Origin of the sequence: Psychromonas arctica, assembly GCF_038155225.1 — a bacterium.
GTDB classification, from domain to species: domain Bacteria; phylum Pseudomonadota; class Gammaproteobacteria; order Enterobacterales; family Psychromonadaceae; genus Psychromonas; species Psychromonas arctica_B.
The window spans coordinates 13,435-38,778 of the sequence record NZ_JBAKBA010000016.1 but is presented as its reverse complement, the minus strand read 5'-3'; the positions used below and the strand labels follow the sequence as shown (position 1 = coordinate 38,778).

General features: G+C 35.9%; 28 protein-coding genes and 1 pseudogene. 16 read left to right on the top strand and 13 right to left on the bottom strand.

Annotated features, from left to right (window positions below):
- The first annotated feature begins 162 nt into the window (after positions 1-162).
- A complete protein-coding gene (locus tag V6255_RS08525; RefSeq protein ID WP_160063029.1) occupies positions 163-354 on the top strand; it encodes a CsbD family protein in 192 nt (63 codons plus the stop codon).
- 125 nt (positions 355-479) lie between these two features.
- Here the strand turns inward: V6255_RS08525 and V6255_RS08520 are convergent, their stop codons facing one another.
- Positions 480-659: a DUF6435 family protein gene (locus V6255_RS08520; protein WP_341627760.1), complete on the bottom strand. Its 180-nt coding sequence runs from the start codon at positions 657-659 to the stop codon at positions 480-482.
- Positions 660-877: 218 nt separating this feature from the next.
- On the opposite strand from V6255_RS08520, the pseudogene V6255_RS08515 reads away from it, so the two are divergent.
- From V6255_RS08515 to V6255_RS08500, 4 genes and pseudogenes are all read left to right on the top strand, one after another.
- A pseudogene (locus V6255_RS08515) lies at positions 878-952 on the top strand (MerR family transcriptional regulator); the annotation flags it as partial.
- Between the two features lie 24 nt (positions 953-976).
- The gene (locus tag V6255_RS08510; protein ID WP_341627759.1) at positions 977-1,180 is read left to right on the top strand and encodes a hypothetical protein; all 204 of its coding nucleotides are present in this window, start codon (positions 977-979) and stop codon (positions 1,178-1,180) included.
- Positions 1,181-1,345: 165 nt separating this feature from the next.
- Positions 1,346-1,678: a DMT family transporter gene (locus tag V6255_RS08505; RefSeq protein WP_425355916.1), complete on the top strand. Its 333-nt coding sequence runs from the start codon at positions 1,346-1,348 to the stop codon at positions 1,676-1,678.
- Between the two features lie 190 nt (positions 1,679-1,868).
- Positions 1,869-2,453, top strand: coding sequence for a YqaA family protein (locus V6255_RS08500; RefSeq protein WP_341627757.1), 585 nt, complete (start codon positions 1,869-1,871; stop codon positions 2,451-2,453).
- Between the two features lie 63 nt (positions 2,454-2,516).
- Here the strand turns inward: V6255_RS08500 and V6255_RS08495 are convergent, their stop codons facing one another.
- The gene (locus V6255_RS08495) at positions 2,517-3,077 is read right to left on the bottom strand and encodes a GNAT family N-acetyltransferase (RefSeq protein WP_341627756.1); all 561 of its coding nucleotides are present in this window, start codon (positions 3,075-3,077) and stop codon (positions 2,517-2,519) included.
- Between the two features lie 322 nt (positions 3,078-3,399).
- Here V6255_RS08495 and V6255_RS08490 point away from each other — a divergent pair, with 322 nt between their 5' ends.
- From V6255_RS08490 to V6255_RS08480, 3 genes are all read left to right on the top strand, one after another.
- Positions 3,400-3,828 (top strand): hypothetical protein, encoded by a 429-nt coding sequence (locus tag V6255_RS08490; protein WP_341627755.1) that lies wholly within the window; start codon positions 3,400-3,402, stop codon positions 3,826-3,828.
- A 308-nt stretch (positions 3,829-4,136) separates the two neighbouring features.
- Positions 4,137-4,643 carry a GNAT family N-acetyltransferase gene (locus tag V6255_RS08485; RefSeq protein WP_341627754.1) on the top strand — a complete coding sequence of 169 codons (507 nt, stop codon included), beginning with the start codon at positions 4,137-4,139 and terminating at the stop codon, positions 4,641-4,643.
- A 292-nt stretch (positions 4,644-4,935) separates the two neighbouring features.
- Positions 4,936-5,112, top strand: a complete 177-nt coding sequence (locus tag V6255_RS08480; RefSeq protein WP_341627753.1) for a hypothetical protein — start codon at positions 4,936-4,938, stop codon at positions 5,110-5,112.
- Positions 5,113-5,703: 591 nt separating this feature from the next.
- Here the strand turns inward: V6255_RS08480 and V6255_RS08475 are convergent.
- From V6255_RS08475 to V6255_RS08430, 10 genes are all read right to left on the bottom strand, one after another.
- On the bottom strand, positions 5,704-6,450 hold the full coding sequence (locus V6255_RS08475; protein ID WP_425355915.1) for an amino acid ABC transporter ATP-binding protein: 747 nt from the start codon (positions 6,448-6,450) through the stop codon (positions 5,704-5,706).
- Between the two features lie 11 nt (positions 6,451-6,461).
- Positions 6,462-7,541 carry an amino acid ABC transporter permease gene (locus tag V6255_RS08470; protein ID WP_341627752.1) on the bottom strand — a complete coding sequence of 360 codons (1,080 nt, stop codon included), beginning with the start codon at positions 7,539-7,541 and terminating at the stop codon, positions 6,462-6,464.
- Position 7,542: 1 nt separating this feature from the next.
- Positions 7,543-8,727 carry an amino acid ABC transporter permease gene (locus V6255_RS08465; RefSeq protein ID WP_201288099.1) on the bottom strand — a complete coding sequence of 395 codons (1,185 nt, stop codon included), beginning with the start codon at positions 8,725-8,727 and terminating at the stop codon, positions 7,543-7,545.
- Positions 8,728-8,790: 63 nt separating this feature from the next.
- Positions 8,791-9,807, bottom strand: a complete 1,017-nt coding sequence (locus V6255_RS08460) for an amino acid ABC transporter substrate-binding protein (RefSeq protein WP_298943746.1) — start codon at positions 9,805-9,807, stop codon at positions 8,791-8,793.
- Between the two features lie 344 nt (positions 9,808-10,151).
- On the bottom strand, positions 10,152-11,888 hold the full coding sequence (locus V6255_RS08455; RefSeq protein WP_341627751.1) for a BatD family protein: 1,737 nt from the start codon (positions 11,886-11,888) through the stop codon (positions 10,152-10,154).
- Positions 11,888-13,933 (bottom strand): vWA domain-containing protein, encoded by a 2,046-nt coding sequence (locus V6255_RS08450; protein WP_341627750.1) that lies wholly within the window; start codon positions 13,931-13,933, stop codon positions 11,888-11,890. The genes V6255_RS08455 and V6255_RS08450 overlap by 1 nt, the downstream gene beginning before the upstream one ends.
- Positions 13,923-14,906 carry a VWA domain-containing protein gene (locus tag V6255_RS08445; protein ID WP_341627749.1) on the bottom strand — a complete coding sequence of 328 codons (984 nt, stop codon included), beginning with the start codon at positions 14,904-14,906 and terminating at the stop codon, positions 13,923-13,925. Before V6255_RS08445 ends, V6255_RS08450 begins: the two co-directional genes overlap by 11 nt.
- Positions 14,899-15,414, bottom strand: a complete 516-nt coding sequence (locus V6255_RS08440) for a DUF4381 domain-containing protein (protein WP_341627748.1) — start codon at positions 15,412-15,414, stop codon at positions 14,899-14,901. Before V6255_RS08440 ends, V6255_RS08445 begins: the two co-directional genes overlap by 8 nt.
- Positions 15,398-16,339: a DUF58 domain-containing protein gene (locus V6255_RS08435; RefSeq protein ID WP_341627747.1), complete on the bottom strand. Its 942-nt coding sequence runs from the start codon at positions 16,337-16,339 to the stop codon at positions 15,398-15,400. Before V6255_RS08435 ends, V6255_RS08440 begins: the two co-directional genes overlap by 17 nt.
- Entirely contained in the window at positions 16,339-17,298 is a 960-nt protein-coding gene (locus V6255_RS08430) for an AAA family ATPase (RefSeq protein ID WP_025564490.1), read from the bottom strand. Before V6255_RS08430 ends, V6255_RS08435 begins: the two co-directional genes overlap by 1 nt.
- Positions 17,299-17,541: 243 nt before the next feature.
- Here V6255_RS08430 and V6255_RS08425 point away from each other — a divergent pair, with 243 nt between their 5' ends.
- From V6255_RS08425 to V6255_RS08415, 3 genes are all read left to right on the top strand, one after another.
- A complete protein-coding gene (locus V6255_RS08425) occupies positions 17,542-17,682 on the top strand; it encodes a TIGR02808 family protein (RefSeq protein WP_081695378.1) in 141 nt (46 codons plus the stop codon).
- Between the two features lie 135 nt (positions 17,683-17,817).
- Positions 17,818-18,294, top strand: coding sequence for a phosphohistidine phosphatase SixA (gene sixA / locus V6255_RS08420; protein WP_341627746.1), 477 nt, complete (start codon positions 17,818-17,820; stop codon positions 18,292-18,294).
- 55 nt (positions 18,295-18,349) lie between these two features.
- Entirely contained in the window at positions 18,350-19,723 is a 1,374-nt protein-coding gene (locus V6255_RS08415) for an aldehyde dehydrogenase (protein ID WP_341627745.1), read from the top strand.
- Between the two features lie 108 nt (positions 19,724-19,831).
- Here the strand turns inward: V6255_RS08415 and V6255_RS08410 are convergent, their stop codons facing one another.
- A complete protein-coding gene (locus V6255_RS08410) occupies positions 19,832-20,395 on the bottom strand; it encodes a TetR/AcrR family transcriptional regulator (RefSeq protein WP_341627744.1) in 564 nt (187 codons plus the stop codon).
- 196 nt (positions 20,396-20,591) lie between these two features.
- Here V6255_RS08410 and V6255_RS08405 point away from each other — a divergent pair, with 196 nt between their 5' ends.
- The 5 genes from V6255_RS08405 to arsJ all read left to right on the top strand — a co-directional run bounded on the left by V6255_RS08405 (position 20,592) and on the right by arsJ (position 25,217).
- Positions 20,592-21,056: a VOC family protein gene (locus tag V6255_RS08405; RefSeq protein WP_341627743.1), complete on the top strand. Its 465-nt coding sequence runs from the start codon at positions 20,592-20,594 to the stop codon at positions 21,054-21,056.
- 9 nt (positions 21,057-21,065) lie between these two features.
- On the top strand, positions 21,066-22,025 hold the full coding sequence (locus tag V6255_RS08400) for a pyridoxamine 5'-phosphate oxidase family protein (protein ID WP_341627742.1): 960 nt from the start codon (positions 21,066-21,068) through the stop codon (positions 22,023-22,025).
- Between the two features lie 377 nt (positions 22,026-22,402).
- Positions 22,403-22,735, top strand: a complete 333-nt coding sequence (locus tag V6255_RS08395) for a metalloregulator ArsR/SmtB family transcription factor (RefSeq protein ID WP_341627741.1) — start codon at positions 22,403-22,405, stop codon at positions 22,733-22,735.
- Between the two features lie 147 nt (positions 22,736-22,882).
- Complete coding sequence (locus V6255_RS08390) at positions 22,883-23,884, top strand: ArsJ-associated glyceraldehyde-3-phosphate dehydrogenase (protein WP_341627740.1); 1,002 nt, start codon at positions 22,883-22,885, stop codon at positions 23,882-23,884.
- 79 nt (positions 23,885-23,963) lie between these two features.
- Positions 23,964-25,217 carry an organoarsenical effux MFS transporter ArsJ gene (arsJ, locus tag V6255_RS08385; RefSeq protein WP_341627739.1) on the top strand — a complete coding sequence of 418 codons (1,254 nt, stop codon included), beginning with the start codon at positions 23,964-23,966 and terminating at the stop codon, positions 25,215-25,217.
- Positions 25,218-25,344: the final 127 nt, after the last annotated feature.

The following is a 25,344-nucleotide window of genomic DNA, read 5'->3' as shown; positions in this document are numbered from 1 at the left end:
ACATAGTAAGTCTTCTCATATTTTTCTTTAAAATTAATTTCCTTTTAAAATCAATTGTTTATTTTTTGGCATAGAACTTGATAAGTTTATATTGAACGTACTTATTGCGGTAAATATACTTTAGTTTTACCGCTGCTTTTAATAAATGTAGGAGTCACTCTGATGAATAACGATATTATGAAAGGTAAGTGGAAGCAGGTTTCAGGTACACTTAAGGCGAATTGGGGCAAATTAACCGATGATGATCTGCAAGAAATCGATGGTAATCTTGAAAAATTCCAAGGTAAGATGCAGGAAAAGTATGGAATGGCTAAAGACGAGTCAAAAAAAGAATTTGAGAAATCATATTCATAATTTCTTTTAGTTTTTAAGTAATTCTATCATTAAGTGGGTACCGAACTGTTTGGCACTCACTCAACAATACAATAAATGAAACCGTAATAAATATTATAAAAGGTAGCTGTATTTAATTACTTAAATCACTTACTTTCTTCTACTTCTATTGCTTCAATTTGCTTATCAATTTCTTGTGCTTCAAAGCTTAGTTGTGAGAATGTTCTTATATCTCCATTTCTTTGTGCGTTCATTGCCTGCTCGAGCTTAATAGATAGCTGTTTTTTGAGCTTTTTAGTTGGATCTTTTTTAAATATTGAAAACATAACAAACTCCTTTTTTATTTTATACCTATTTATACGTATCAATTGAGAGTTTGGTTTACTTTTGTTCAAATGATAAATATTGAATAAGGAAAACAAAGAGTTAGGTTTATATGATGGTTTAAATTATATATAAGAGAAATAGGCTGAGATAATATTAAAAAACTTTCTCAGATAATCAAAGTGCCTGCTCATACTCACCGATATTATGAAAAAATTGGATTGTTAAAATTATTGCTAGAAATAGCAGTGGGCATCGATGGTTTACTGAAAAAGAAGTCCTTTGGATTGAGTTTATCAAACGACTTAAAGAAACAGGGATGTCGCTTGAACATATTGCGCATTATGCTGATTTAAGAGACCAAGGAAACATCACTTCTGAATGTAGAATGAAAATGTTAGAACAGCATGCTTTGATCTTAGAGGCTAAAATAGAAGAAGAGCAATTTGACCTTAAAAAGTTGCAACAAAAAATTACATACTATAAAAGTTTATTAGCAAATAATATTGAAGATAAGATTTAGTTTTATTTTGTTATTTATAGGTTAACTTATTGATATGGATGCTATATTAATGTCCATGATTGTCGTTCTAATACTAGTGACTGTTTCAGTTTTACTACTCATTAATATAGATGACGTTATCAATGATTAAATTACGTTTTATTCTTTTTAGTATAGTTGGAGTAGGTGATGGGGTATTGGTTTTTAGCAATTGCAATTGTATCTGAAGTCATTGGAACATTAGCACTTAAAGCGTCTGGTGAATTTACCAATTGGTTTTATAGCACTGTTTGTATCGTGAGTTATGTTGTTGCATTCTACCTTTTATCATTAGTCTTTAAGACGGTGCCTATTGGTATTGCTTATGCAATTTGGGCTGGTATGGGGATTGTATTGGTCGCTTCAATTAGTGCTGTCGTCTATAAAGAATTTCCTGATACAGCGGCGATCATTGGTATGTTTTTGATTATAACAGGTGTCGTTATCATGAACGTTTTTTCAAAAAGTGCGGCTCATTAAAAAATCAATTAAGCGCCTGAAAAAGTAATAAATAAGTTAAGTCATTTACAGGTAATGAATAAACAGTTAATGAGTAATGAAAAAATAGAAACTATCTTCATTTTATCTGTACCCTCACTTTATTTTTTGTCATCACTCTATTTTCAACGTTTATGTGAAAGCAATTACCTTATTGCAAAAAAGGAATCTTATGTCTATCCAAAACAACATTAAGCAAAAAACACGACGTTTTATCGATTCTAAACATATGCTCAGCGGTATTACGATTGCTTCATTTTTGGAATCAACCATAGTACCCATTCCCTTAGAAGCGGTATTGGTACCATTAATGCAAGCACGTCGCGAAAAATTATGGACGATTGCACTAATGGCGACATTAGGTTGTATTGTAGGTGCATTATTCGGTTATGCTTTGGGGTATTACTTATTTGATGTGGTTGGCGATTGGGTCATCAATACATTTTCAAGCCCAGAACAATTTGAAAATGTGAGACAACAAATGCAAGAGCAGGGATTTTGGTTTGTTATTACATTAGGGATTGTGCCTATCCCATTTCAAATCGCGATGTTGGCTGCTGGAGCAACAAAGTATTCACTTACCCTGTTTTTAATCGCTTCCGCTATTGCCCGTTCTATACGTTACTTTGGGTTAGCGGTTGTTGTCTATTATGCGGGTAATCAGGCAGAACGTATTATTAGTAAACATAAAAACAAAGTAATGATTGCCTTAACTATTTTAATTTTAGGTGCTTGGGGGTTAAGTACTTTATTTTAGTTAAATCAAGTCACTAAAGTATCGAAACATAATTCAGAGTTGGTAGTGAATAGGCACTATTTTTTAACGAATAGCGACATACATACCGACTGAAATTCTTCCGTCATAGAGCATAGTCTTTTCAAGTTTAAAACCATTTTTCTCAGCAACTCGAACTGAAGCGATGTTTTCTATTTCAATCAAAGAGATTAAACGCGTTAACCCGATTTCATTAAAAGCATAAGCTTTCATTGCCATTGCCGCTTCTGTGGCTAATCCTTTCCCCCAATAATGCGGTAATAAACGATAACCTAATTCAAGTTCTGCCATTCCTTGTATTGTTTGAGCGAAAAAACCACAAGAGCCAATTAATTGATTCGTTTGCTTATCGATAACGGCTAATAAACTAGGTTCATTATTCTTCGATTTCAACATGCATTGGTCGATAAAAATCTGGCACTTTTCTGCTGAATAAGGACCATTAAGCGAAAACCGCATTACAATAGGGTCGCTGAATAATTGATAAGCTTTTTCAAAGTCATTACTTTGGAATGAACGTAAAATTAGTCTTGCTGTAGTTATCGTAGTTATCGTAGTTGTTGTAGTTATCGCCGCTATATCTGTTGTACCTGTTATATCGCTCATTTTTTATCGCTTTATATTCGAGTTATTAAGTTTATTAAAGTCATTTTAAAAAATCACTTGGGCTATCGATGATACTGCATGGCTATAGGATGCTAATAAACCCTTAAGTAATAAATAAAATAGGTCGGTATTGTATTTTATCTATTACTTTTTATTTAAGTTTAGCGAAGTCAATCTTAAGAAAAGCAAAAATTGATCTGTAATATTATTGTCTCACATTTTAATAAAAGCCTTCAATTAAGCATTTACATTTAATTAAATCTAAATGATACTTATTATCATGATTTGGATTGTTTGGTTTTTAAATGTAAGGTGAGGTTTTATGGATGTATTTAATAATGTCGTACCAGTTGATTTCTCAACCTATGAAAGTAATCACTTCTTTCATACTGAGCGTTATCATAGAGAAGCAATTTATAACTTTGAGAAAAAACTAAGCCAGGAACCTAAGTGTGTTGAAGTGCTATGTGATTGGATTGCGAGCTATCATGAATTAGCTTCTTTATATGCTCAACAAGGTGCGATAGAAACAGCTCAAAAGTGTTTGCTTATCCCACACCAGTCTATGCTCTATATGGCCAAAGAACATAATGGTGATTTAGAACAAGAACAAATTGCAATAAGAGCAATTAGTATTACCTTGCCTCCTTTATTGGAGTTTGCCAACGAATACCCACCTTGCGATAACTGCATGAAAGAACTTCAAGCACAATTAATAATGATTCAGAAGAATAAGAAAAAAGATCACTAATGAATGAAGGGTGAATATAACCTCATTTCCGGATAAGAAAACCGACACAGCATTGTTTTGTTCGCGTATTTTTGTGTCAAACCATCTATCAATAACTAGTTATTGATAGATGGTTTGTCTTGAACTACAAAAATTAACGAAACAATATTACTTGAATTCAAGTAATAACTGCAATTGTAATCGGATATGACATAAATAAAGTGATCAGCTTACTTTCCATTATCTTATTTTAACCTTTAAACTACTCTATGCTCATGATGACTATCATGAATAAATAACTTTAAGCTTTAATTTTAATAGGTCATTTAATGCAACGTTTCGAATATTGTAATGCTAAAAATTGTACACAAGAGTTACTGGCCTTAGGGCAAATTAACATGAAAATGTGGTATTTATTTGAATGGTTAACTGAGCATGATGAGTTACGTCATGGCACTCAGGCTGAAATGATTAAGTTATATGTTGATGAAGAGTTGGTTGCTTATAGCTTATTAGAAAATTATGAAGCGGCTACAGATAAAAAGAAGTGGCATGAAGGTGTACTGTATCAAGATTTAGGAGTCATACATTTTGTAACTCTGCCTGTGCATCGTAAAAAAGGCTATGCAAGCTTAGTTGCTGATGAGATGTACACTAAGGTCATTAAACCCTTGTTAGCACGTTATAATGATGTTCATGCTTATATAACGGCTACTGAACGTGCAGTGCCTTTAATGCAGCGTACTGGTATCGATTCTTCTCATTTAGTCACACAGTTTTATTCAGACCTGACATTTAAACAGAAAGTAGTTAATCAAATAAACCCAACTCTCTGATTTGAAACCTACCCATTACTAAATCTTAATTAGTGTAAGTGAAAAGAGATTAACCACGAAGGACAGCGGGTGGAGTCATCACTTTTCTTAAAATAAATAATTGGTTTCTTTTTGTGTCCTTTGTGTAGCGCAGCGTTTCGTGGTGATCCTGTTTTAAAATCAAAAGCGATTTTACCACGAAGGTACAAAGGGTAAAGAAGGAAGGTCAAAAAATTATTAAAAGAATAATGTTAGCTTTTCTTCGTGACCTTCGTGACCTTCGTGTAGCGCAGTGCTTCGTGGTGATTATGTTTTGAAACCAAAAGCGGTTTACTACGAAGAGATGAAAAGTAGGATGAGTAAGTCAAAGCGTATTTTAAAAACAATATTGTTGGTTCTTCTTCGTGCCCTTCGTGTAGCGCTTCGTGGTGATTATGTTTTGAAATCAAAAGCGGTTTATTGCAAAGAGATGAAAAGTAAGGATGAGTAAGTCAAAGCGCATTTTAAAATAAATAATTGCTTTCTCTTCGTGTCCTTCGTGTAACGCAGCGCTTCGTGGTGATCATTCTTTTAAAATAAAAAAGCGGTTTTACCACGAAGGCACGAAGGGTAAAGAAGGAAGGTCAAAAAAATTATTAAAAGAATAATGTTAGCTTTTCTTCGTTACCTTCGTGTAGCGCAGCGCTTCGTGGTGATTATGTGTTGAAACCAAAAGTGATTTATCACGAAGAGATGAAAAGTAGGGGGAAGTTAGTCAAAAGCGCATTTTAAAATAAATAATTGCTTTCTCTTCGTGTCCTTCGTGTAGCGCAGCGCTTCGTGGTGATCATTCTTTTAAAATGAAAATCGATTTACCACGAAGGCTCGAAGGGTAAAGAGGGAAGGTCAAAAAAATTATTAAAAGAATAATTAGTTTCTCTTGGTGTTCTTATTTTTGAGTGTTTGCTTGCTGTTTTATAGCGCCTTCTAGTTTCTTAATGTTTGTAACATTAAATCTACTTTTTTAAAGGTACAAAAAAGGGCTAATCATTAGCCCTTTTTATTTTATGCATAAACTAAACTTGAATATAAGCCTAAAGCACTAGTGCGATAAGATTTGTTCCAAGAAGGTTTTTAAGCGGTCTGATTGCGGATTATTAAAGAATTCATTAGGTTCATTTTCTTCAATAACTTGCCCTGCATCCATGAAAATAACTCGGTCTGCTACTTTCTTCGCAAAGCCCATTTCATGGGTTACACAAATCATAGTGATACCTTCGTCAGCTAATTCGACCATTACATCTAATACCTCTGACACCATTTCAGGATCCAGTGCAGAAGTTGGTTCATCAAATAACATGATTTCAGGGTTAATACATAAGCAACGCGCAATCGCTACACGTTGTTGTTGTCCACCAGATAATTGATTCGGATATTTATGTGCTTGCTCAGCGATTTTTACACGCTCAAGATAGTACATAGCCGTTTCAATTGCTTCTTTACGTGGTTTGTTGTGTACCCATGTAGGTGCAATTAGTAAGTTTTCTAACACTGATAAATGCGGAAATAAATTAAAGTGTTGGAATACCATACCTACTTGTGAACGAATATGGCGTACTACTTTTACATCTTCAATTAACTCAGTACCATTAATATTGATGCTACCTTCTTGGAACTTTTCCAAATGATTTAAACAACGAATAGTCGTTGACTTACCTGAACCCGACGGGCCACAAATAACGACTTTTTCGCCTTTTTTAATATCTAGGTTTACATCTTTTAGTACATGGAAATCACCATACCACTTGTTGACGTCCTTCATTTTTATCATAGTTTCTTGGTCTGACATGACGATTCCTTTTAATGCTCGGTGTTAAATTTGCGTTCAATCGATTTTGAATATTGTGACATTGAAAAACAGCATACCCAGTAAATAAGCGTTACAAAAACATAACCTTCTACTTCGTAGCCTAGCCAATTGGTATCACTGTTAGTCAGTGTTACCATTGCTAAAATGTCGAATAAACCGATGATTAAAACAAGTGTTGTATCTTTAAATAGTGAGATAAATGAACCCACTAAGTTAGGGATAGAGATTTTTAATGCTTGTGGAAGAATAATTAAAATCATTCCTTGCCAATAGCTTAAACCTAACGCTTCACTTGCTTCATATTGACCTTTTGGTATGGCTTGTAAGCCACCACGTACTACCTCAGCGATATAAGCCGCTTGGAATAGTGTGATACCAATGAGTGCACGTAATAGCTTATTAAATTCAATCCCATCATGGAAAAATAAAGGTAATAAAACCGATGCCATGAATAGAATTGTAATCAGTGGAACACCACGTACAAATTCGATAAAACCGATACATAAGGTTCTAAGAATTGGCATGTTAGATTGACGTCCTAACGCTAATACAACGCCAATAGGGAAAGAAGCAATAATACCGACAGCAGCCACTAGAATGGTCAGCATTAAGCCGCCCCATTTTTCTGTTTCTACTACTTCTAAACCAAACCAACCACCGCTGATTAAAATAAAGCAAACAACAGGGAATAATAAAATACCTGCGATTTTAACTTTAAGGTTTTTGATATATTTAAAAGAAAAAACAAAAACAATACTAATAATAGCGACTAGGTTAGGGCGCCAATGTAAACTTTCAGGATAAAAGCCATACATAAACTGATCGAATTTCTCGATGATAAATATCCAACGAGCACCACTATTAACTACTTCATCTTTTGTACCGCTCCACGTCGCATTAAATATCATCCAATCTAATAGCGGCGGCACAATGCTGTAAATCACGTACAACCCAAATAAAGTAAGCAAACTACTTTTAACATCTGGGAATAGATTTTCCTTTAACCAAAAAATAATGCCTTTATTTGCCGTTGGAGCTGGCTTGGCTTCTTTCATTGTATAAGTTGCCATTTTATCGTCCTTTTATAGCCATTTTGGCATTAACCCAGTTCAATAACAGTGATATAAGAATACTGAAAGTGAGATAAACAGCCATGGTCATGAGTATGATCTCTATTGCTTGGCCTACTTGGTTTAATGTTGTTCCTGAGAATAGGGTTACTAATTCAGGGTAACCAATCGCAGTTGCTAAGGATGAATTTTTAGTTAAGTTTAAAAATTGATTAATAACAGGAGGAATGATCACACGTAATGCTTGAGGTAAAACGACTTTAGTTAAAATCACATAGTCTTTTAGACCCAATGATTTAGCCGCTTCTTTTTGACCTTTTGGTACTGCTTCAATACCTGCACGTACCGCTTCTGCAATATAGGTCGCAGTGTAGATACTTAACGCAAATAATAATGCGAGTAGCTCAGGAATAATGGTTAAGCCACCGTTAAAGTTAAAGCCTTTTAGTACCGGGTATTCAGCGGTGATAGGCTGACCAGCGATAAAGTAAACTAATGTAGGTGCTAATAGTAAAAGTGCAATTGATACTTTAAATATTGGGAACTCTTGGCCTGTATCATTATGGCGTTGACGAGACCAACGAACAAGATAAATGACAGCGACAATGGCTAGTACAAAGGAAATAATAACTGCGCCACTTCCGCTCTGAAGAATAGGTTCTGGCAGTAACAAGCCTCGGTTATTTAAGAATACGCTGTCTAAATAAACGAAACTTTGGCGTGGACTTGGTAAGGCTGCAAGTACAACGTTATACCAAAATAAAATTTGTAACAAAATTGGAATATTACGAAATGTTTCAATATAAACAAGTGCTAGCTTAGACATTAAAAAGTTGCTTGATAAGCGAGCAACACCTAATAATAAGCCAATAATTGAAGCGAAAATAATCCCTAATACAGATACAAGAAGCGTATTTAATAAACCAACGATAAATACATCCAAAAAGGTAGATGTTCCATCGTCGTAAGGAATAAGTGTTTGGCTGATACCGAAGCCTGCTGTGTTGTTTAAAAACGAGAAACCAGTGGTAATGCCACGGCTTTCAATGTTATCAAACATGTTATTTGCAAAATAAAATGCAAAAAATACAACAAGTGCTAAAGCGAGAACTTGGAAAAAAATTGCGCGGTGTTGAGGGTTGTTTAACAATCCTTTACCGTCTACTGGGAGCTGTTTGTTTGTCATAATGTGCCTTTTAATCAGCTAGGAAAAAGGGGAAGAGAGGCTTCCCCTAGAGACTGGTTAAAATTAACGAATTGGCATTGGGTACATGATCCCACCTTGATTCCATAGTTTGTTTAAACTACGTTCAATTTGAATCGGTGAGTCTTTACCTACATTTAGATCGTATGATTCAGCGTAGTTACCTACTTGCTTAACAATTTGGTAAGCCCAATCATTTTTAAGACCTAGATCTTCGCCTGTTTTACCTGTACTACCTAATAAACGTTTGATACCAGGATTAATTGATGATTTCAGCATTTCATCAACATTACTTGATGATACACCTAGCTCTTCAGCTTCAATTGTTGCGAACATAGTCCAACGAATAACATTAAACCAAGCATCATCACCTTGACGTACAACAGGACCTAGTGGTTCTTTAGAAATTGTTTCTGGTAAAAGAATTGCTGATTTAGGATCATCAAGTTTAATTCGTAACCCTGCTAATTGAGAGCGATCAGAAGTTACTGCGTCACAACGACCTTTTTTGAAACCATCGATTGTTTGACCAGATGTATCATAAGTAACGGCTTTGTATTCCATACCATTAGCTTTAAAGTAATCTGTTAAGTTAAGCTCTGTTGTTGTACCTGCTTGAATACAGAAAGTTGCGCCATCTAGCTCTTTAGCTGAATTTACACCTATGCTTTTACTTACTAAGAAGCCTTGACCGTCGTAGTAGTTAACACCAGCAAAGTTTAAACCTAGAGAAGCATCACGAGTAGCAGTCCAAGTTGTTGCACGCGCTAGTACATCAATTTCACCACTTTGTAATGCAGTAAAACGCTCTTTAGCTGTTAATGGAAAGTATTTTACTTTACTTGCATCGCCCAATACCGCACTTGCTACTGATTTACAAAAGTCTACATCTAGACCTTTCCATTCACCGTTAGAGTCTGCCGCAGAGAAACCAGGGATGCCTGTAGAAACGCCACACTTAAGTACGCCTTCTTTCATAACATCTTCTAATGTACCCGCATGAGATAGCGTAGGTACTGCAGCTGTAAGACCAAATAATAGAGCTAGCTTTGTCACTTTCATTGTATTTTCCTTGTGGCTTAAAATAATATAAAAATTAACTATGAATATATAGGTAACGTTATATAGAACGGTATTCATATAAAGTGAATTAGCAACTTGCATGCCACTTTACATTTTAAACAATATTCATATCAAACAGATAGAGCAATTTACATGCCATCCATATATTGCACCTGATTCATCATAAGTTAGAAGAGTACTATTACTAGTCCTTCAAGGGGTTATGTGTCGGATTCTTTGATTTGAGTCATGTTTCAATGCTTTTTATGGCAAAAAGTGAGTATGAAGCTTCATTTATGAGCAAATTAATCGAAAATTAATTTACTCATAAATGTGATAGTGCTCTAAGGGTTGATGTTGTTGATGTGATTAAGATCGCTTTGGCTTGTCACTTGATGGTGCAGTTTTATTAATATTAATAGTTTTTCTGCATCCCAATGGTGCGGTTTTTCAGAGCAAGCAAGTTCTAATTGTTGTAAATTTTCTTGAAGTTGTTGTTTATGATCTTCACTTAAACCGGTAAAAGAACTGATTTGTTGCAGTAATTTTATATTCGGTTGTTGAGTTTGAAAATATCTTAATAAAGAGGCATACACATCATTTGGCTTTGCTTGTTTTAATGCGCTTAATAACGCCTTATATTGCTGACCTTGTGAGTTAGCTAATTTAGGTTTTTGCATGATGACTTTATTATTTTTAACAACGTTAAGATGATAAAAGCTTAATAAAATCAATAATAACAACAGTACTAAAGTACTTATTTGCCATATTATTAATTGTGTTGATTGATCATCATTAACATTATTTTGAGCATTGTTTTTCTTTTGTTGTGCGGCCGCCGTTAGTGCCAATTGATCAGTACTGCTATTAATGTTGTTGCTATTAATGTCACTGCTATCGTTTACCGTATTATTTGTCAGTGCAGGTTTAATCATTAATGTTTGTGCAGGCAACGTTGCAAATTCTTGTTTCTCTGTTTTGCTATTCCACCATGCAATCTTTATTTCCGGTAATATCAGTTGTCCGCTTTTATTAGCTATAATGGCGTGTGTAATGGTTCGTTGGCTATATAAAGTTCCATTAATAGTACCTTGTTTTAAATCATCTTGGTCAGGGTAATAACGTAATGAACTATCATAGTTGAGTTGGATTTCTGGTATTTTATCGAGTGCGATTGAAGCAATTTGTAAACTTATGCTACGTGTAATTGGGTCGCCAACAAAATACTCTTTGTCATGTAAGTCATTATTTTCTATTAAACGAACGTCTTCACTGATTAACCAGTCTCCTTGAAAGTTATCTGGCATATTTTTTACCGAAAGCGCTAAGTTATTACCCCTAATGTTGACTGCTTGACTGACTCTCCTATGTTGAAAGTTATTCACTTGCTGTATTTTTTGAACAGTACCTGTTAATAAAGGAGAGTTAATAGTTGCCTCACCAGAAGTAGATGGCGTGATTGTGTATTGATAAGTGAATACTTGGTAGGGCAAACCATTACGTACAATCTGCGACTGTGATTGATCTAAGATTACCTTTTCGATACTCGCACCCTCTAATACTGGAGGTTGTACATCCGCATTCGATATGTTCTCTGCTACATAGATTTTAGTTTCTAAAATAATAGGTTGATCGATATAAACGTTATTTTTATTAATCGTATTTTCAATAAAAATAGTGTCGTCGGCAGTAGATTGCTGTTGCTTACCAGGTTTATTCACTTCAACTGTTATTGCCTGCGTTGATACATCTCCTATTTGTAATGGAGGGATTGTTGATGTGCCTAATTTTTTAGCTTGTATTGGTAACGTCCATGTTATTTGTTGAGTGAATTCACCATTAATATAGGATGTTTGTTGGCTACGAGATGCTCGACCGACAGAAAAATCTTTATCTAAGGCGCTTGTATCAAGCTGGTATTCTGATCCGGTGTCATTGACTTCTACGGTTAACATAAAAGTGTCGCCAAGAAAGACGTTATTGCTATTAACAGATGCAGTTGCTTGCGTTTCAGATATCGCAGGCATACTGAAGGTGACTAAAAGTACTATAATAGTTAAGCATTTTTTTAAGAACTGCATTACCAGATTTCTCCATTATTATTTTGTAAGACAGGTTTATCCGCTGCTCGTTTTCGATACTCAAGTTTCATTTTATTGCGTAATAATAAAGAAGGATCATCGGGCATGTTTTTTAACCAAATAGGCAGCTTTTCATATTCTTCATTACTTGTTGAATCATCTTCTGAAATGCTAGCGCTGGCAGCTGCTTGCTCTGCTTGTAGCTCTGCTTGTAGCTCTTCTTGCTGTGACATTTCTTCTTCTGATTGTTGAATATTTTCTTTTTCCTCTGATGCTGCACTTTGTTCTTGTTGATTCTTTTTTTGTTCAGAGGATTGTTGAGCTTGCTGCTGCTCACTTTCGTTTTTTTGTTCATAAGATTGCTGGTCTTGCTGTTGTCCACTTTCATTTTGTTGTTCAGCAGATTGCTGGTCTTGCTGTTGTCCACTTTCGTTTTGTTGTTCAGAAGATTGCTGGTCTTGCTGTTGTCCACTTTCATTTTGTTGTTCAGAAGATTGCTGGTCTTGTTGTTGTCCACTTTCATTTTGTTGTTCAGAAGATTGCTGGTCTTGCTGTTGCTCACTTTCATTCTGTTGTTCAGAAGATTGTTGTTCATCCTGCTGTTGATTATCTTGTTTTTTATCAGAAGGTTGTTGGTTTTCTTGCTGTTTTTGCTGCTCGAGTAATTGTTCAACGGCGGCTTTATTTGCTAATGCCTGCTCGAAGTTAGGTTTTATTTTTAATGCATTATTAAAGCTAGTTAATGCTTGCTCATACTTTTGCTGCATTGCTTGTGTATTGCCTAAATTATAAAAGTTATTGGCATCATTTGGCTTTTCTTTTGTTTCATTTAAATAAACGGCTTCGGCTTGTTTATATTGTTTATTTTTAAACAAAGCACTCGCTTTCCAAGCCGGATCTTCAAATACTTCGCTGGCTTCTTTGTAGTTTTTATTTTGAAAGGCTTGATAGGCATTTTGTTGATCGTTTTCCCAAATAGAGGCTTCTACTTTAGGTGTCGTTAAAGGTAACATCACGGTTAACAGTAGGGCATAAAAAACACCTTTTCTAAAGAATAATAAAAACAGTGGTATCAATAGTAAACTTATCCAATAGCCATCATCTATGGGTTGTTTATTATCTGTTTGTTTAGATGATTCATTATCCTTCTTATTTAATTCTTTAGTGTCATAGTGTGCTGCTAATAATTGAATATCTTGTCCTTTTGCATCAAAGTTTAATAGTAAACCATCACTCATTTGTGTCACAGGGTATAACGTATTTCTATTAAGCTTAGGGATAACAATGTCATCATTTGAATCTTTTAATAAACTACCATCGTTTAATTTAATAGCGGCACCTTCTTTGGTTGCCATTGATAAAACAGAGACCATCCATTTTGTTCCTTTTAGCATCTCTTGCATTTTTTCTTGGCTATCTTTATCAAATCCATCACTAATAAAGACAATATGTCCTTGTTGATATCCGGCATTTTTTAATAATGAGATCGCTTTTTGTAATGCTAAATCTGGTCTTGAACCTCGTTCAGGCATTAAATCTGGAGAGAGGTAAGGGATATGGTTAATAATTGAATTACTGTCCGTGGTTAATGGTGTAATAGTAAAGGCGTCTCCCGCATAGGCTATTAATGCTTTATCACCCTCAGTCCATTGTTTTAACAGGTCAATTGCTTTGTATTTTGCACGGCTTAATCGATTTGGCTTTATATCTGTGGCATACATGGAGTAGGACAAGTCAAAAGCAATGACTTGTGCTTTTTGTATTTCGTAAACAGGCAATTTGACACTGCGAATACTCGGACCAGATAAAGCGATACAAGCAATAATGGCAAGTAAGTTTAATGCTAAGCGATTGCTTTTAGTCGTTTCTGGTAAGGTAACCAAATGCTCACTTAAATGGTTGGCAATAATACTGGTTTGTTTGTATTGATTACGTTGATAGCGCCATAAACTGATTGCTACAACAATAATGATACCCAGTAACCAATAAGGACGAAGAAATTCTAATGGTCCAAAAGTTGTATCGAGAAGGTTATTAAAGTTCATCTTCACCTCTTAGTTTTAACGAGATAACAACGATTAATAAAAGACTGATAGCCAATGAAAGGGGCCAATAAAAAAGGTTCTTCTCAGGTCTAAACTCTAAGAACTCACTGTCAACAGGTTGTAGTTTGTTAATAGTTTGGTAGATTTTTTGTAAATCATCTTGGTTTCTAGCTCGAAAGTATTGGCCATTGGTAAGCGTTGCTATTTCAGTCAATGTACTTTCATCTAAATCAGCTGAGGGGTTAACTCTTTCATTACCAAAAAATCCTCGTTTAATCATTGAATCTGCACCGATACCAATCGTGTAAATTTTAATGTTATTTTTTGCCGCTTGTTTAGCCGCTTCAATAGGCTTGATGCTACCCGATGTATTTGCCCCATCAGTTAATAGTATTAAAACACGCTGCTCATTCTTATTTTCAACGAAACGTTTAATGGCCATCGCAATAGATTCACCAATCGCAGTGCGGTTACCTACTAAGCCAATTTCCGTTTCATCGACCATAGTGGATACCGTATCGACATCAAAGGTTAATGGTGTTTGTAAGTAAGCATGGTCAGCAAATAAAATAAGCCCTAATCGGTCGCCTTTTCGCTCTTTAACAAAGTCTTTGACGATAGATTTAACTAACGTTAATCGATCTACTGTTCGACCATTTAATGGCATATCTTCTTCTTGCATACTACCCGACAAATCTAAAGATAAGATCATATCGCGGCTTTGCTGTTGAATTCGAATCGGCTCACCAAACCAAATAGGTTTAGCGATAGTTAAAAGCAATAAAATCCATAATAACCAAGGAACCGCAACACTAATTAAAGGATTCTTTTTTGTAGATGTTTGTTGCTGTAAACCTTGCGCTAAGGGGATCCATATTTGTGTAAAAGATTGTTTTTTAGCTGCTAAGAAATAACGAACTAACAAAGGAAGTGGTATAAAAAATAATACCCACCAGTAACTAAATTCAAACATGTGCTTTACCTGCTGAAGGCTGATTACCCAAGGTTAACTTTTGATGTGCTTTAACTTGGCTTGGAAATGATTTTATCCATTTTTTAGCAGAGGCAAAGTCGTTATCCGTACAAGCTGAATTGTCTTTATATAAACGTCGACAGAATTCCTTTTGATCATTAAATAGCGGCGTATTTTGTTGGGCATTATGCTCTTGTAAAAATATAAACCATGCTTGCCCCGTAATAGAGGCAACATGTTCTCGCGGATAATAATGTAAACATACCCCTTTCAATAATTGATTCAACTGAGCAAAACTCGCATTGCTTTCCTGTAACTGATTTAACGACGTTAATGCTTGTTTGACTATTTTTTGTTTATTGATGTTATGTTTTATAAAAATAACAGCAAATACAATAACGGCAATAATCGTCGCTAATATTAACCAATAAATAGGTGCTGGAGGCCATGCAGAAGGTACGTCTGCGGGAATAATAATTTGTTCAAAAGGGTTACTGGGCGTAGGCATTGAATTGTTCCAATAATGGGATGGAAGAACTAATATGGTAATGTGCAATCCCATATTTCAATAAGTTATTTTCCATTAACTGTTGGCGTTGACTTGCCGCTTCCTGATATGACTGTTGTTGACGTTGGTTTTTTAAAAAACCACTGCCAGTCATAGAGTTTATTTTTAAACTCGTTTGTAATACTTGTTTAGGCAAATGAGATTCAAGTGGGTCACTGACTTGCCAAACGGTCACTTGGTTATGGCGACGCATCAGGTTAATCAACTTATAACAACCTTCATCTAATTGTGAAAAGTCACTAATTAAGTGAACTTGGCTACCTGTTTGTACTAAATGTGAAAGTCGTTTTAATTGTAATAAAAGTGATTGTTGCTGTTTGGTTTTAAATGCGACGTTTTTACATAACATTTGGCTTTGGTGTAAAAAAGCCATTAATCCTTTACTGCGAGAAGTCGGCTTTAACTCTGCCACTTCTTGTTGATTAAAGACAATACCCCCTAATCTGTCATTACGTTGTTTCGCTTGCCAACTTAATAGGGAAGCTAAATGACAAGCTTGTACTGACTTAAAGACAAACTGACTGCCAAATATCATACTATCTGATACATCAACTAAAAGGAAAACGGGGCGTTCTTTCTCTTCTTGAAATAATTTAGTGTGCGCTTTACCGGTTCGCGCTGTCACAGCCCAATCAATTGCGCGTACATCATCACCGGGTTGGTAATGACGCACTTCGGCAAACTCCATACCTCGCCCTTTAATATTCGCTAAATAATTACCAGAGAGTTGACGTGATGCAGGCAAACGTTTGGCATTAAGTGATAATTTACCATGTTGTTTGTAACTGAGTAGTTCAGCTAACTGCAAATCAACCCCCGTGGTATAGGGGGTATTAGTAAAAATAGCGGGAATGTGAGTGTTCATTATCCTGCGATCGCCACCTGGTTAATGATTTCTTGAATAACTTGGTTAGCATTCACGCCTTGCGCTTCGGCTTCGTAACTTAAGATAAGTCGATGACGTAATACAGGGTATAAGTTACTAATAATATCTTCAGGCATTACATAGTCACGGTCATTCAACCATGCACGGGCTTTTGCTGTGCGCATTAACGCTAATGTTGCACGTGGGCTTGCTCCATAACTTACCCATTGTGACAGTTTCTCGCCAAAACGAGCTGGCTCACGTGTTGCGATAATCAAATCAATCAAGTATTGCTCTAGGTGAGGCGCAATAGTGACTTTCATGACTTCTTCACGCATGCTGAATATTTGCTCGTTCAACAAAGGGGTCACTTCAGCGACTTTCTCTTTTAAAATTTCTTTTTGATTTAACTGTAAGATTAAGCGCTCAGTATCAGCATCAGGATAGTCAAGCTGTATATGCATGATGAAACGGTCTAATTGCGCTTCAGGTAACGGATACGTTCCTTCTTGCTCTAATGGATTTTGTGTCGCCATGACTAAGAACAATTCTGGTAACGGGTAAGTGGTTTTACCAACGGTCACTTGGCGCTCTGCCATCGCTTCTAACAATGCGGATTGCACTTTTGCAGGTGCACGGTTGATTTCATCCGCTAATATCAAGTTATGGAAAATAGGGCCTTTTTCAAAAATAAACTGTCCTGTCTCTTGACGGAAAATATCGGTACCAGTGACATCTGAAGGTAATAGGTCTGGTGTAAATTGGATTCGATGAAAGTCACCTTCAATACCATCAGACAATGCATTGATAGCACGGGTTTTTGCTAAACCAGGAGGGCTTTCAACTAAAATGTGTCCATCGGCTAATAAAGCAATTAATAAGCTATCAACAAGCTCACTTTGCCCTAAGATCATTTGATTTAAATAGTGACGTAATTGATTTAATTGTTGTTTTGCCATTGCGGGTATCTACATAAGTTATTGTATGGAAGAAAATATACTGCCAATAGAGGGCAACTTCAAGCACCAAAAGTTCCTAAAACAAACTAAAAAACATAAACTTTTTATAACGAATAAGATTTATTCTTGTAATAGATCAAAAGCTTTGCTGAAAAAGCCCCTTTATTCTTTTCTTTGAGCTATATTGAAGTATCATTTGTATGAGCAATAGAAGTCATTATTTAATTTTATTAAGGAACGGCAATGAGTGAATTAGAATCGATCATTTGGCACGTATTAGGTTACATGGCGATGCCAACCATTTTTATTGCAGGTTTTTGTGCTGTATTTATTGCGGCTGTAGGTATTTTAAAGATGTCTGGTGATACACCAGTAAAAGATTAATAAAAATATGGTTGATGCTAGCAATAACTCTATTTATTGGTTATTGAATCATGACTACATAGCGACCATGACTACATAGTTATTATAAGCTCTATACTTTATTGTTATGGGGCTTTTTTTGTTCAGGAGAAATGAATGCAAATATATATAATGCGCCACGGACAGGCGGAAATGATGGCTTTTTCAGATGCTGAACGTAATTTAACGGATATTGGTCGTGAAGAATCAGAGTTAATGGCTAAGTATCTTATTAAAGAAGGCGTGACGTTAGACGCTGCATTAGTGAGTCCTTACGTAAGAGCACAACAAACTTGGGAGTCAGTTAGTCCTTTTTTTGAAGGTGTGACTAATATCCAAGTGTTACCTTGTTTAACGCCTAGTGGTAGTGCACGAAAAACAGTAGACGAACTCTTAGCTTTACAGGCGGAAGGGGTTAAATCTGTATTACTGGTTTCACATTTACCGTTAGTGGGTTATATCGTTGGTGAGTTAGCGCCAGCAGCAGGTGTACCGGCTTTTTCTCCATCAGCGATTGGCCACATTACATTGAGTGATGAAGATGGTTTTGCAGAGTTATTAAGCCTAACGACTGTATCCCAAGTTAGCCAATAAGCATTGAAAGTTATTATCTTAATCATTAATACTAAGTTTATTCATCATGTTTTTAATGAATAAATACGAACAAAGTATTCAAGAGCAACGTGATTTTTTTATTGCTCACCTGCCTTTTTCTTTCGATTATCGAAAGCAACAACTGATCTCATTAAAAGAGGCCATTCAGTACTATCAAAAAGATTTAAATGAAGCATTAGCGCTCGACTTAGGAAAGCCTGAGTTCGAATCTTACATGACAGAAATTGGATTGGTTCTACATGAAATTGACTTGGTTGTTAAACAATTAAAACACTGGATGAAGCCTAAAAAGGTAAAGTCACCTTTATTTATACAACCTGCTAAAAGTTATATTCACCCATCGCCGCTGGGTGTTTGTTTAATCATATCTCCTTTTAATTATCCCGTGTCGCTAACTTTATCTCCCTTAATAGCTGCACTTTCAGCCGGAAATTGCTGCACAATAAAAACCTCAGAACTAACACCCAATGTGAGTCTTGTTTTAAAAAAGCTCATTGAGTCAACATTTGCAGCTAATTACGTTAATTGTATTAATGGGGGCGTAGAAGAGGTGACGGCTTTACTCGCACAAAAATTTGACCATATCTTTTTTACTGGCAGTACAGAAGTCGGTAAGTTAGTGATGAAACAAGCCGCAGAGCATTTAACGCCGGTGACACTAGAGCTAGGTGGTAAAAGTCCTTGTATTGTTTGCGCTGATGCGAATATTGATATTGCGGTAAAGCGTATTGTTTATGGAAAGATGCTGAATGCAGGGCAAACCTGTATTGCGTCTGATTATGTGTTGGTCGACGATTCAGTTAAAGACTTATTCCTAACAAAAATAGCACAACGTATTGAGTCTATTTACGGCAAAGATGCGAGTGAAAGTGAAGATTTTGGTCGTATCGTCAATAAAAAACATGCATCACGAATTAGTGAGTTAATTGATTTAGATAAAGTGATTGTTGGCGGGCAGGTCGATGTTGAAAGACGTTATATTGCCCCGACGGTAATGGCGAATGTAACGCTAAATGATCCTATCATGCAGCAAGAAATATTTGGTCCTGTTTTACCTGTTATTAGTTTTTCAGAATTAGATGACGTGTTAACCATTATTGATCAGTTATCTGATCATCCTTTAGCAGCTTATATTTTCAGTGAAGACAAACAGGTTCAACACTTATTGTTATCCAAAATTCAAGCTGGTGGTGTTGTGGTGAACCATTGCTTACAGCACGCTGCAAATCCTAATTTACCCTTTGGTGGCGTTGGTAATAGTGGCATTGGTCGTTATCATGGTAAATTTGGATTCGACTGTTTTTCTCATCAAAAAAGCGTATTGAAAGCGGCAACTTGGCTTGATCTCTCTTTTGTTTACCCTCCTTATAAGGGCAAACTGTCTATGCTGAAAAAGCTGTTAAAATAATCCCTTTAAGCCAATACCTTTAAGTCAATTTCTTTAAACCCAGTACCTTTAAATGAATCTCTTTAAAGCCAATACTTTTAAAGCTAATACTTTTAAAGCCAATAATTTTTAAAGTAAGTGTCTAGCCATCTCTTTTGCAATCAATGCTGCGTGTTTCATACCTCGAGTGTGGGCCATCACAATAGCACCTTCAATCAATAGACCTATTTGATCTGCTTTCTGTTTATTGACTTCATGGTTATCTTCAGTCGCTAATTGTTCTGCAATAATATCAACAATGACTTGTTTGTGTTTTGTAGCAAATAGTTTGATCGGATGTGCTGGATCGGCATATTCCGCACTGACATTAATAAAGTTACAGCCAAAGAAAGTGTCACTATTAAACCATTCATTTAAATCATCGAAAATAAACAATACGTTCTCAACCGGATCAACCGTTTCTTGGTTTTTTTTATTATCTTCAATTTTAGCCTGCAATTTACTAACTACCTGCTCATGACGAAGTTGTAATGCTGCCAATATTAACGCTTCTTTACTGCGGAAGTGTTTATATAGCGTTGCTTTTGAAACACCTGATTCAGCTAAAATCAAATCAATACCCGTTGTATGGTAGCCAAACTGATTAAATAAAATCAGTGCCGTATCGATTAAATGTTGTTTTCTTGGTTGCATATTATTGCTTGTCCTTTTAGCTACCGATTTTTATTAAACGGTACATGATAACCAAATTATAACCAATTTAAACTTGACGTAAACAGTTCTGTTCACTTATAGTGGTGTACAGAGTTGTTCACCTTGTTTTTTCAACTATACTTATTACAACAAAAATTAATTATTACAATAAAAATTAACTAAAAGGCTATTTATTATGTGCTCTACATCATCACCAAAATCACCAAAATCAACAGAAAGCAGCAATGCAGCAACCGTTACAACAAAAATTGAAACGTCAGGTATTCATCATTTAGGCCTGACTATTCCAGACATCAAACAAACATCCGATTTTTTTATTGAACAACTAAACTTTAAAAAAGTAGGGGAAGTACCAGCGTATCCTGCTATTTTTGTATCTGATGGAACGGTAATGTTAACGTTATGGCAGATCAAAGATACAGAGAACACGGTTAAATTTGATCGTACAAAAAATGTAGGGCTTCACCATTTTGCACTAAAAGTGAACACCATTGAGCAATTAAACGCGTTATATCAAAATCTACTTAAACTTGAAGATGTTGAGATTGAGTTTGCACCTGAAGCATTAGGCGATTCACCTTTTGTACACATGATGTGTTTGATTCCTGGTGGCGTTAGATTAGAACTGATCAGCGAGTAAAGTACTTTTATGAATAATACAGTGGCAAACAGTTGGCATCACGGTGAGTTAATTGCACAAAAACGAATCGGTACTGAACAACGTATGGCAGAAGTGGGGCCTAAATTCATTCGTGAATTGATGCCTCAACAACATCGAGATTTTTTTGAATCGCTAACCATGATGTTTATTGGCTATACAAATTTTCAGTCGCAGACTTGTGCCAGTGTATTATTTGGTGAACCAGGTTTTGTTTCATCACCAGACCCAAGTAAGCTGGTTATTAACCTTCAATATTCGATAGGCGACTTTACTAATCAAAGCGTTAAAGTCGGCGATAGAATAGGTTTACTGGGTCTTGAATTTCAGTCAAAAAGACGTAATCGCATCAACGTCATTGTCACCGATATTAATCAGAAAAGCATAACGGTCAAAGTACTGCAAAGTTTTGGGAATTGTCCTAAATATATTCAACCTAAAACATGGGCTTTTAATCCTGACTATCAACGTTTTCCTTCCATAACAGAAGTGGCGTTAGAAACTAAAATAAGTACCGATAAAACCATAAAACAGATGATTACCAATGCAGATACCTTTTTTATTGCGAGTTGTTTTGATGATGGTGAGCTATTGAATAATCGCGGCACTGATATTTCTCATCGCGGTGGAGACGCTGGATTCGTAGAGGTTAATGAATCAGGCCAATTATTAGTGGAAGATTATTATGGTAATGGTTTTTTTAATACCATAGGCAATTTATTACTAAACCCAATCGCTAGTTTATTATTTTTCGATACTCAGTTAGGCCATGCAATACAAATAACCGTCTCTGCAGAAATACTATGGAATGACGATCAAGAGGTTGATGATGGTAATAAACAAAACGATATAATAAATGATAATCAAGACACTAAGCTCGTCAGAACATTATGTTTCACGCCTATTAAAATAGATCATTATGAAAATGGATTTGCCTATTTACAGAAGTAGAAACAGGGGGCAAAGTTAATCAGGAAGGTTGTAAAATCCTGATACAGCAACATAATCAAACTAAAAAGGATCCGTATAGCTTTTGTTTTTTAACAGCATTCGCCTCATTAGCTTATAGGCTGAGATGGCATAAACAGTAATAAATACTTCCATACAACTGTTTTGATTCACTTCGTTTCACATATCTACTTCCATTCAACTTTTTCATTCATTTCTATTTATTGACTTCAGTTTTAAATTATTTAATAAATTTTTTGCTTATTGATCAAGCATATAAAAACATCATTGGGCCTTTAACAGGCAACTTATAAATAATACCTTGATTTATAAGTTTGATTATTTAATATATGTGGATATTCGTATATGTGGATGTTCTTATGTTGCCCCATCAATTTTTTAAAATGTTATCCGATGAAACACGTTTACGTTGTTTGATCTTAATTGCGCGAGAAGAGCGAGTCAGTGTTGGCGAGTTATGTGCTGCTCTTGATCAAAGCCAACCTAAAATTTCTAGGCACTTAGCTATCTTACGTCAATCAGGTGTATTGCTCGATCAACGAGATGGTCAGTGGGTGTATTACCTTGTTAACTCAGAATTACCGGGATGGATGCGCAAAGTGATTGCAGGTTTGACTGCCTCGAATTGCTTAAAAGCAGAATACCAACAAGATATTGCTAATTATCAAGTGGCAACCTCAACGAGTAAATAACTAACAGTAACTTACGTTAAAAGCTAGGTTAAGAACTAGGTCAAAATCAGGTAACAATGTTGTAAAGAATTATTTATAAGCAACTAAAACTATAAGTTACCAAAACTAAAACGTTTTATTAATATTATCAATAGAGTGAGAAGAGTAATGACAATTAAAGTAGGCATAAATGGATTTGGGCGTATTGGTCGTTTAGTAATGAGAGCTTCATTTGATTGGCCTGACGTTGAATTTGTACAAATTAACGATGTAGCGGGTGATGCAAAAACGTTAGCGCATTTATTAGAGTTTGATTCAATTCAAGGTCGCTGGGCACATGCCGTTGAAAGTACAGACAGCACAATGACCATTGCAGGTAAATCAATTGCAATGAGCCAACAAAAAGACATTGATGCCGTTGATTGGTCGGGGTGTGATGTCGTTGTTGAAGCAACAGGCGTACACCGTGAAAAAGTGTTATTAGATAAATATATCGCACAAGGTGTTAAACGAGTGGTGGTCTCTGCACCCGTGAAACATGCTGATATTGCTAACATCGTAGTGGGTGTTAATGACCATGTATTTAATGCAGAGCGACATAAAATTGTAACTGCGGCGTCTTGTACCACTAACTGTTTAGCGCCTATTGTAAAAGTGATTCATGAGAAAATTGGCATTACTAATGCTGCTTTCACCACTATTCATGATTTAACTAATACACAAACTATTCTAGATGCACCGCATAAAGACTTACGTCGAGCGCGTGCTTGTGGCATGAGTTTGATTCCAACCACAACTGGCTCTGCTAAAGCGATTGTTGAAATATTCCCAGAATTGAAAGACAAAATAAACGGTCACGCTGTTCGCGTGCCATTAGCTAATGCATCGTTGACAGACATTGTTTTTGAATTAGATCGTGATACAACGGCAGAAGAAGTGAATCAATTATTATCGGATGCTTCAGAAGGCGAATTAGCTGGAATTTTAGGATTTGAAACTCGCCCATTAGTATCGATTGATTACCGTGGCGATCAACGTTCAACGATTGTCGATGCGTTATCAACCATGATGATTGGCAAGCGCATGTTAAAAATCTACGCGTGGTATGACAATGAAATGGGCTACGCAACACGTACTGCCGAGTTAATGAAAAAAGTTGGGTTAGCCTAACGCTATCTAATTTAGCACTCTTTATGTTAATGCTATTTATTTCACGTTAAGGCATTTGCTCAATCTAGGAAACGAAACAATGAAGTGGTTTTTACAACTTGATAAATCATTGCGTCAGTATTTATTAGTCACCTTTAATTATTGGAATTTTACGGTAACTGATGGTGCATTACGTATGTTGGTGGTGTTGTATTTTTATCAACTAGGATACAGCCCTTTAAATATCGCTTTGTTGTTTTTATTTTACGAAATCTTCGGTGTCGTGACCAATTTAATTGGTGGTTGGTTAGGTGCAAAAATTGGCTTAAATCGTACCATGAATATTGGCCTTGCATTACAAGTAGTGGCGTTACTCTTACTGACAGTGCCTAGCGATTGGTTAAGTGTAGCTTGGGTGATGGGGGCTCAAGCGTTATCCGGTATTGCTAAAGACCTGAATAAAATGAGCGCAAAAAGCGCGATAAAAACATTAATACCCAATGATCAGCAAGGTAAATTATATCAATGGGTTGCCATTTTAACGGGCTCTAAAAATGCATTAAAAGGGGCGGGCTTTTTCTTAGGGGGGTTATTACTCACCACCCTAGGGTTTCAAATGGCGTTAGTGTTAATGGCGTCAGTGTTGGCCTTCGTCTTTGTGTTAAGTATTGTTTATTTAGAAAAAGACTTAGGTAAGGCAAAAACCAAACCTAAGTTCTCACAAATGTTTTCTAAATCAGGACCTGTCAATATCCTCTCAGCCGCACGACTATTCTTATTCGCTTCTCGTGATGTTTGGTTTGTGGTGGCTTTGCCTATTTATTTAGCCAGTACCTTTGGGTGGGAGCATGCCGTGGTAGGCAGTTTTATTGCGGTTTGGGTGATCCTTTATGGTGTCGTTCAAGGTGTTGCTCCTAAAATTACACACTACTTTTCAAGTGGCCATTCTGACCATGGTCATGCTCCCAATGGTAAAAGTGCTGTTTTGTGGTGTTGCTTTTTAACGTTTGTGACTGGGCTTTTAGCTTTTGGTGTTGAATTACAGTGGCAAGTTCAATGGTTTATAGGCATTGGTTTATTAGTTTTTGGGGCCATTTTTGCAGTTAACTCTTCATTACATTCTTACTTGATTATCAGCTACGCAAAAGAAGATGGCGTATCTTTAGATGTTGGTTTCTATTATATGGCCAATGCAATGGGGCGCTTAATAGGAACTTTGTTATCGGGTTGGGTGTATCAAGTGTATGGCTTTGCCGCATGTTTATGGATTGCTTTTGCGTTTTTATTACTCACAAGCATTATTTCTTTAAAATTGCCTGTTCAAAAAAGTGATGCCATTAACCTGAACAAGTAACTTGAATCGCTAATGCGAATGGTAAAGCTAGTTAAGACTCTTTGATGCATTACAGGGTTCAGAAAATAACTGGCATTCTCTTCTAAATTTATATGTGTTTATGCACAGATCGCCATCATTCCGTACT

Excerpts from the sequence above, each read along its gene's own strand:
- V6255_RS08525 (WP_160063029.1), top strand. The coding sequence starts at position 163 with ATGAATAACGATATTATGAAAGGTAAGTGGAAGCAGGTTTCAGGTACA.
- V6255_RS08520 (WP_341627760.1), bottom strand. The coding sequence starts at position 659 with ATGTTTTCAATATTTAAAAAAGATCCAACTAAAAAGCTCAAAAAACAG.
- V6255_RS08510 (WP_341627759.1), top strand. The coding sequence starts at position 977 with ATGTCGCTTGAACATATTGCGCATTATGCTGATTTAAGAGACCAAGGA.
- V6255_RS08500 (WP_341627757.1), top strand. The coding sequence starts at position 1,869 with ATGTCTATCCAAAACAACATTAAGCAAAAAACACGACGTTTTATCGAT.
- V6255_RS08495 (WP_341627756.1), bottom strand. The coding sequence starts at position 3,077 with ATGAGCGATATAACAGGTACAACAGATATAGCGGCGATAACTACAACA.
- V6255_RS08490 (WP_341627755.1), top strand. The coding sequence starts at position 3,400 with ATGGATGTATTTAATAATGTCGTACCAGTTGATTTCTCAACCTATGAA.
- V6255_RS08485 (WP_341627754.1), top strand. The coding sequence starts at position 4,137 with ATGCAACGTTTCGAATATTGTAATGCTAAAAATTGTACACAAGAGTTA.
- V6255_RS08475 (WP_425355915.1), bottom strand. The coding sequence starts at position 6,450 with ATGTCAGACCAAGAAACTATGATAAAAATGAAGGACGTCAACAAGTGG.
- V6255_RS08470 (WP_341627752.1), bottom strand. The coding sequence starts at position 7,541 with ATGGCAACTTATACAATGAAAGAAGCCAAGCCAGCTCCAACGGCAAAT.
- V6255_RS08465 (WP_201288099.1), bottom strand. The coding sequence starts at position 8,727 with ATGACAAACAAACAGCTCCCAGTAGACGGTAAAGGATTGTTAAACAAC.
- V6255_RS08460 (WP_298943746.1), bottom strand. The coding sequence starts at position 9,807 with ATGAAAGTGACAAAGCTAGCTCTATTATTTGGTCTTACAGCTGCAGTA.
- V6255_RS08455 (WP_341627751.1), bottom strand. The coding sequence starts at position 11,888 with ATGCAGTTCTTAAAAAAATGCTTAACTATTATAGTACTTTTAGTCACC.
- V6255_RS08450 (WP_341627750.1), bottom strand. The coding sequence starts at position 13,933 with ATGAACTTTAATAACCTTCTCGATACAACTTTTGGACCATTAGAATTT.
- V6255_RS08445 (WP_341627749.1), bottom strand. The coding sequence starts at position 14,906 with ATGTTTGAATTTAGTTACTGGTGGGTATTATTTTTTATACCACTTCCT.
- V6255_RS08440 (WP_341627748.1), bottom strand. The coding sequence starts at position 15,414 with ATGCCTACGCCCAGTAACCCTTTTGAACAAATTATTATTCCCGCAGAC.
- V6255_RS08435 (WP_341627747.1), bottom strand. The coding sequence starts at position 16,339 with ATGAACACTCACATTCCCGCTATTTTTACTAATACCCCCTATACCACG.
- V6255_RS08430 (WP_025564490.1), bottom strand. The coding sequence starts at position 17,298 with ATGGCAAAACAACAATTAAATCAATTACGTCACTATTTAAATCAAATG.
- V6255_RS08425 (WP_081695378.1), top strand. The coding sequence starts at position 17,542 with ATGAGTGAATTAGAATCGATCATTTGGCACGTATTAGGTTACATGGCG.
- sixA (WP_341627746.1), top strand. The coding sequence starts at position 17,818 with ATGCAAATATATATAATGCGCCACGGACAGGCGGAAATGATGGCTTTT.
- V6255_RS08415 (WP_341627745.1), top strand. The coding sequence starts at position 18,350 with ATGAATAAATACGAACAAAGTATTCAAGAGCAACGTGATTTTTTTATT.
- V6255_RS08410 (WP_341627744.1), bottom strand. The coding sequence starts at position 20,395 with ATGCAACCAAGAAAACAACATTTAATCGATACGGCACTGATTTTATTT.
- V6255_RS08405 (WP_341627743.1), top strand. The coding sequence starts at position 20,592 with ATGTGCTCTACATCATCACCAAAATCACCAAAATCAACAGAAAGCAGC.
- V6255_RS08400 (WP_341627742.1), top strand. The coding sequence starts at position 21,066 with ATGAATAATACAGTGGCAAACAGTTGGCATCACGGTGAGTTAATTGCA.
- V6255_RS08395 (WP_341627741.1), top strand. The coding sequence starts at position 22,403 with ATGTTGCCCCATCAATTTTTTAAAATGTTATCCGATGAAACACGTTTA.
- V6255_RS08390 (WP_341627740.1), top strand. The coding sequence starts at position 22,883 with ATGACAATTAAAGTAGGCATAAATGGATTTGGGCGTATTGGTCGTTTA.
- arsJ (WP_341627739.1), top strand. The coding sequence starts at position 23,964 with ATGAAGTGGTTTTTACAACTTGATAAATCATTGCGTCAGTATTTATTA.